General features: G+C 69.5%; 6 protein-coding genes and 1 pseudogene. All 7 read right to left on the bottom strand.

From position 1 onward, the window contains the following. Positions 1-727: 727 nt before the first annotated feature. Positions 728-1,558, bottom strand: a complete 831-nt coding sequence (locus ACIWVC_RS33860; RefSeq protein WP_396455107.1) for a transposase — start codon at positions 1,556-1,558, stop codon at positions 728-730. After that, positions 1,555-1,956, bottom strand: a complete 402-nt coding sequence (locus ACIWVC_RS33865; protein WP_396455109.1) for a transposase — start codon at positions 1,954-1,956, stop codon at positions 1,555-1,557. The genes ACIWVC_RS33860 and ACIWVC_RS33865 overlap by 4 nt, the downstream gene beginning before the upstream one ends. 606 nt (positions 1,957-2,562) lie before the next feature. Further along, positions 2,563-3,381 (bottom strand): arsenite methyltransferase, encoded by an 819-nt coding sequence (gene arsM, locus ACIWVC_RS33870; protein ID WP_396455111.1) that lies wholly within the window; start codon positions 3,379-3,381, stop codon positions 2,563-2,565. Then, positions 3,378-3,869: a hypothetical protein gene (locus tag ACIWVC_RS33875; RefSeq protein ID WP_396455113.1), complete on the bottom strand. Its 492-nt coding sequence runs from the start codon at positions 3,867-3,869 to the stop codon at positions 3,378-3,380. The genes arsM and ACIWVC_RS33875 overlap by 4 nt, the downstream gene beginning before the upstream one ends. 2 nt (positions 3,870-3,871) lie before the next feature. Beyond that, on the bottom strand, positions 3,872-4,759 hold the full coding sequence (locus tag ACIWVC_RS33880; protein ID WP_396455115.1) for an alpha/beta fold hydrolase: 888 nt from the start codon (positions 4,757-4,759) through the stop codon (positions 3,872-3,874). A gap of 10 nt (positions 4,760-4,769) precedes the next feature. Beyond that, positions 4,770-5,180, bottom strand: coding sequence for an ArsR/SmtB family transcription factor (locus ACIWVC_RS33885; RefSeq protein WP_396455117.1), 411 nt, complete (start codon positions 5,178-5,180; stop codon positions 4,770-4,772). A 146-nt stretch (positions 5,181-5,326) separates the two neighbouring features. Then, positions 5,327-5,947, bottom strand: a pseudogene (locus ACIWVC_RS33890) (hypothetical protein); the annotation flags it as partial.

The raw sequence follows: 5,947 nt of genomic DNA on the forward strand, positions 1-5,947 counted from the left end.
CCCCTGCAGCCCCCTCCACAAGCGCCACATCAGCCCCGACCGCGAATTCGCCGCCTTGCTGCACTCCCTCACCTCCACGAGCGACTGAAGCAGCCACCGCCCTCCCGGCCGAACCACCCGCGTCGGCGTCCGGCGGCGCATCTGTCAAGCGATCACCATCTTCCGGTGTGTGAAACGGCAGCATCGACGGGCGTCCCTCGAAGGGAGATCATTCCTCCCGGTGGGCAGGGACGATGGTGAAGGACCTCCCGCCGGTGACCGGATCACATGCACGTACCGAGTCGGACGAGACCTGGCTCCTCGCGCCGCGCCGTTGACACCGACGACGACGTCAGCGCGACAGCAAATGGAAGGCCGTGATCGTCAACTCGGTCGTTCTCGTCGCCGGCAGCGTCACAGCGTTCGCGCTCGGCCGCTGGTCGAGAGGCCGAGCGTCCGCAGTTCCAAGCCGCGAAAACAGGGGCACCTCCCGGCTCTCTCCCGCGAACGGAGCCGACCCGCTCCCCCCGCGCGCGTCTCGTCAGGTGGCGTTTGCAGGCAGTGGTGCCAGGAGGGCTTGGCCAAGGGCCGCGGGTCAACGTTGAGGCGGGAGCCCGCAGCACAGGTGGTCGATACAGACTCCCGCTGTCAACCCGGAGCTGAAGTGGCTGCCTGGGATGAGGTTGGGTCCGGGCATGCCGACGACCCGCTTGACGTGAGCCGCGCGGGTGATCTCCGGTGTCAGTGGTTAGGCGGCGGTGTCCTGCTTGGCGGCCTGGTGTTTATCGGGATCGTAGGGGATGTGGTCGGTCCAGCAGCGCCAGAGCACGCGAACCCAGCGGGCTCCCAGGCCGCGCAGGGCACGGTACTTGCCCTGACCGCGGGCGCGCGCGTCGTCGTAGGCCCGCCTGGCCCAGTCGACCTCGCGAGTTGAGGTGAAGGCCCACCAGTCGATGGCGTGCCGCATGCGCTTGTTGGCGGCGTAGCGGAAGTGGACCTGGTGCATCCGGCCGGAGGCGCGTGTCACGGGAGCCAGCCCGGTTTCGGCAAGGAGCGCCGCCGGCTGGGGATAGCGGGCGCGGTCATCGCCCATCTCGGAGATCAGCACGGCGGCGGTGACCGGGCCGATCCCGGGGAAGCTGCGGAAGATCGCCGCGTCGGGATGCGCCGCGAGCAACTGGTCGACCCGCTGGTCACAGGCGCGGATCTGGGTGTTGAGCAGCCGCAGCTGGTCGACGAACAGTTTCGTGGTGAACTGCTTGCCGGCGGTGGCGCCAGAGCTGGCCGATAGCAGGTGCGGTCGCAGCCGTTCGACGAGTTCGGCGGCGGGGACACGGCCGGAGTAACCGTGGCGGCGGCAGAACGCCTGCATCCTGGCCTCGCCGACTCGGGCCGCCTGGGCAGGGGTGGGGTAGTCGGTGATGAACGACAAGGTGATGTCGCGGTCCAGGGTGGAGAACAGGTGCAGCGGAGCTGGGTGGTGAGCCTCCAGGATGGCGCGGAGCTGCGATTCCACGGCGCGCTGGGACTCGATGATACGTTCGCGGTCACGGGTGACGGCGGCCAGCTCGGCGGTCAACGGCAAGGGGTCGACAAAGGAGGCCAGTGCGCGTGCTCGTGGCGCAGGGTGTCGGCCAGCACGAACGCGTCGAAGGCATCGGACTTGGCGGCGGCCATCCGATAGCGTTCCCGAGCCCGGGCGGAGATCTTCGGGGAGATGCAGTAGACCGGCAGGCCATGCTGCTGCAGGTGCTCGACCAGCAGGCCCTCGCCGCGTTCGATCGCGACCCTGATGTTCGGCCGGAGGGCCAGCAACTCGTCGAGCTCGGCCAGGCCGGGCACATTGTGCTGGACGCGGCGCTGCAACAGTACTTGGCCAGCGGCATCGATGACGCAGAGCTGATGGGAGGCTCCGCCCCAGTCGATCCCTGCGAACACGGGCTTGTCGGGGGTTGGATTGTCGGAGGTTGTGACCACTACGTTCCTTCAGCAAGGATCAGGCCACCGCGCAGGCCGGCTTCCTCGGAACCTCATCTTGGCGCTCGAAGCGCGACTCCCGCTGACCGATGCGAAGCCCGCCGCCGCCCCGGGCCGGCAGGTCTGCATCTGGACCTCGAAGGTGCGCGTCTGCATAGGTCGTGCCCGGGGCGGCGCAGGTGACCGGCGAGACGATCTCGCCACCGACGATTGTGGACGGATGAGGCCTGGTTGTTGACGGTGGCGAGGACTGCTTGGGCCACCACGCATGCCTCGGTTTCGGTGAGGTCAGGTCTCTCGATGGTGGGGAGCTGAACCCATTCGCCGACGTAGTCGTGCTGGAGGCGACGTCATCCCGACGGCTCCTCGCTGCCCGAATCGTCGGATGGCTCGGAGCCGAGACCACAAAGCGCATCGACATCGTCGTCGGCGCCCTGCATTGCGGCGGCGCCATCGACGAACTCGGCGACCTCGCTCGTCCCCGCTGGGCAGCCCCATCGAAGCCGCCCAACCCCGTAGACGTCTGGCCCACCAGTCCAGACGCTGGTCACCGGCAGTAGGACACGGCCGACACCGCTGCAATGGGACCGACCTCTGAGAAAGATCTCAAGCTGCGAGTTTGGTGGCTTGGATGATCGCCGAGTGCATGCCGTCGGCGAGCTGGTGGGTGGGGGTGATGGTGATGTCGGTGAACCCGGCGGCGGTCAGGTGCTCGCGGTATTCGGCGAAGGTGAGGGCTCCGGCGATGCAGGCGACATGGTCGCCGCGGGTCGCACGGTCGGCGGGGGTCAGGTGGTTCTCGGCGACGACGTCGGTGATGCCGAGCCGCCCGCCGGGCCGCAGGACCCGATGGGTTTCGGCGAACACCGCGGGTTTGTCGGTGGACAGGTTGACCACGCAGTTGGAGATGACCACGTCGACGTGGTCGTCTGGGAGCGGGATCTGCTCCATGTGTCCTTGGAGGAACTCTACGTTGGTGGCACCGGCCTGGCGGGCGTTGCGCCGGGCAAGATCGAGCATCTCCTCGGTCATGTCCAGGCCGTAGACCTTGCCGCCCGGCCCGACCCGGCGGGCTGACAGCAGGACGTCGATGCCGCCGCCCGATCCCAGGTCCAGCACGGTGTCGCCGGCGGCCAGCTCTGCCACGGCCAGGGGATTGCCGCAGCCGAGGCTTGCGGTGATCGCGTCGGCGGGCAGATGCGAGCGGTCGTGGTCGGTGTATTGGGCGGCTCCGAAACCGGGCTCGTCCAGGTTGGTTGCAGTGGTGCAGCAGTCGCCGCCTTGGGGTGAGGGTGAGCAGCCGCTGGTGCCGGTGGTGACCGCTCGGGCGGCTGCGGCGTAGCGGGCTCGGACCTGGTCGCGTACCTGGCTGGCGTCCTTGGTGTCGGAAGTAACGGCGCTGTTGGTGGCGTCGGGATCGGTCATGGGACGGTCTCCTCATGTGAAGCACGGTGGGTATTGGACGGTGCGGGATGGTGGTGCAGCGCTCGTAGCAGGAGCGGGAGGCCGACCGCGGCGGGCAGGAACCAGAAGGTGTACGGCGGCAGCAGTTTCCACACCGGCAGCCGCGGCCCGTTGTCGACATAGAACGCGGTCAGCAGGGTGATGTAGGACAACGCCATCGCGGTGATGTGGTGGCGTAGCCACCCGTGCCATCGCCTCCGGCGGGCCGCGTACCCGGTGCCGGCGGCGGCGAGCGCCAGGCCGCCGAGGATCAGCAGGTAGGCGGTGTGCGGGCGGGCGATGGCGATGCCGGACGCGGTGACCGCGACCACGGCCAGGGCGCCCAGGTAGATGCGGCCGCGGCTGGGGTGGCGGCCGGGCCGCTTCGGGACGCGCATCGCGTCGATGCCGCTGACGACGGCGGTCAGCCCGGCCGCGATGTGCAGGATGATCAGAGCGTCCAGCAGCATGGTCATCCTCCCTCGGCCGGCCGGGTGTGCGCGGTGAGGAATCCGGCCAGCAGATCGGCGACCTGGTCCGGCCGTTCTTCCATGAGCAGGTGGCCGGTGGCGGGCAGGATCACCAGGCGTTCGGGCTCTCGTTGGGTGCCGGGGATGTCGTGATGCAGGCGCTTGGCCCATTCGGCGGGAAAATGCACGTCCTCGGCGCCCCAGAGGATCAGCGTCGGAGCCTCGAACCGGCGGAGGCTGCTGAGCGCGGCGGCGGTATGGGCCTGGTTGGCGGGATCGAGCTGCGCGGCCAGGAACCGCCGGGTCTTGGCACGCCGGTGGGCATTGCCGAGGTTGGCGGCGATGTACCCGTCGACCAGCTCATCGGTGAGCGCGGATCGGTCATGCACGGCCTTACCCGAGGCCAGCGCCCACCGGAACAGCGATCGCCGCGACCACGCCCACAACACCGCGCGGCCCAGGACCGGCAGCTGGGTGGCGCGGACGAACGGCAGTTCTTCCGCGGAGGGCCAGTTGTCGTATGCCTCGGCATCGGCCAGCACCAAGGCGGTGATCCGGCCGGGATGGTCGGCGGCCAGCAGCTGGGCGATCGCGCCGCCCTGGTCATGACCGACCACGGCCACCTCGTCCAAGCCCAGCTCGTCCAGCAGCCCCAGCACCGCCTCAACCTGGGCGGGCAGCCGCCAGTCGGCGTCCGGCGGGGTCTCGGTGTCCCCCAACCCGAGCAGATCCGGCGCCACGCACCGGAACCGCAGCCCCAGCCCGGTGATGATCCGCCGCCACACGAAGGACGAGAACGGACAGCCGTGCAGCAACAGCACCGGCGGCCCGTCTCCCTCATCGACATAGGCGATCCGAGCCGCACCGATCTGGACGTGCCGTTTGCTCAAGCCGTGTTGGTCATGGTCTGTCATCACCGGCCACCGCCGTCTCTTCGGTCAGGCACAACGCCAGGTCCAGCACCGCGGGGACGCACGGATCGGCGATCGAGTAGAAGATCCGGTTGCCGTCCCGGCGGGCGGCCACGATGCCCCGGTCGGTCAGGCGCTGCAGCTGATTGGAGACCGCCTGCGGGCGCATCCCCACCTGCTCGGCCAGCTCCCCCACCGGCACCTCGCCGTCGCGGTGCAGCGCGTGCAGCAGCCGCAGGCGCGTGTCGTTGCCCAGCACCTTGAACAACACCACCAGTTGCGCCGCCTGAGGCTGGGTGAGCAGGGGTCGCTCGGCCAGCGGCGGCTTCCCCGCCCGCTGCGGCGGCGTCAGTACCGACGCAGATCCTGTGGAGCAGCACCCCAGATCATTGTCCTTCATGAGTCCACTATTACACAACTTCGTGTAATTATGTAGCTGCTCCGGGCTTTGTCAGGAGCCGAAGTCGTGACTTCTGGGCCGACCCCGAAGGTGTCCGCGGCCGGCCCGGACGCGGGAGTGCCACGACTCATCAGGTCGTCGCCCCGTCAGGCACCACTGTGTTCGGCCTCTCCGGAGTAGCCGTGCACGTGCCCGGTTGCGAATCCCAGGCCAGCGGGGGCTCCGATGCCGATGCGGACCGGTTCGGGGGCCGCGGGGCCGCAGCATGACCCGCCGTCGGGTTCGGCCGGGGCGGCAGGGGCGGGCATCGCCTCGGTGGAGCACGAAGTCCCGCAGCCGTCATCCTGGCCGGCGCTCTGGTCGGCGGCGCCCGGTAGCAGGTCGTCGGTGACCAGGCTGGTGGAGCACACGCCGGTCTCGGGGAGGTCGAGCTGGACGGTGTCGGCGGCTTCGCGGTCGCCGGCGAGGGCGGCGACGATGGAGCGGACCTGTTCGTACCCGGTGGCCATCAGGAAGGTGGGGGCGCGGCCGTAGCTCTTCATCCCGGCCAGGTAGAAGCCGGGCTCGGGGTGGGCGAGATCGCGTTCGCCATGCGGCGGGACGGTCCCGCAACTGTGGAAATTCGGGTCGATCAGCGGGGCGAGCCTGACCGGCGCCTCGGTGGCAGCGTCGAGTTCGACCCGCACCTCGCGCAGCATGTCCAGGTCGGGCCGGAATCCCGTCGCGGCGACCGCGATATCGGCCGACAGGACTCGCGGGCCGTCCGG

The organism is Actinomadura sp. (genome assembly GCF_044508335.1).
Taxonomy (GTDB): Bacteria; Actinomycetota; Actinomycetes; order Streptosporangiales; family Streptosporangiaceae; genus Spirillospora.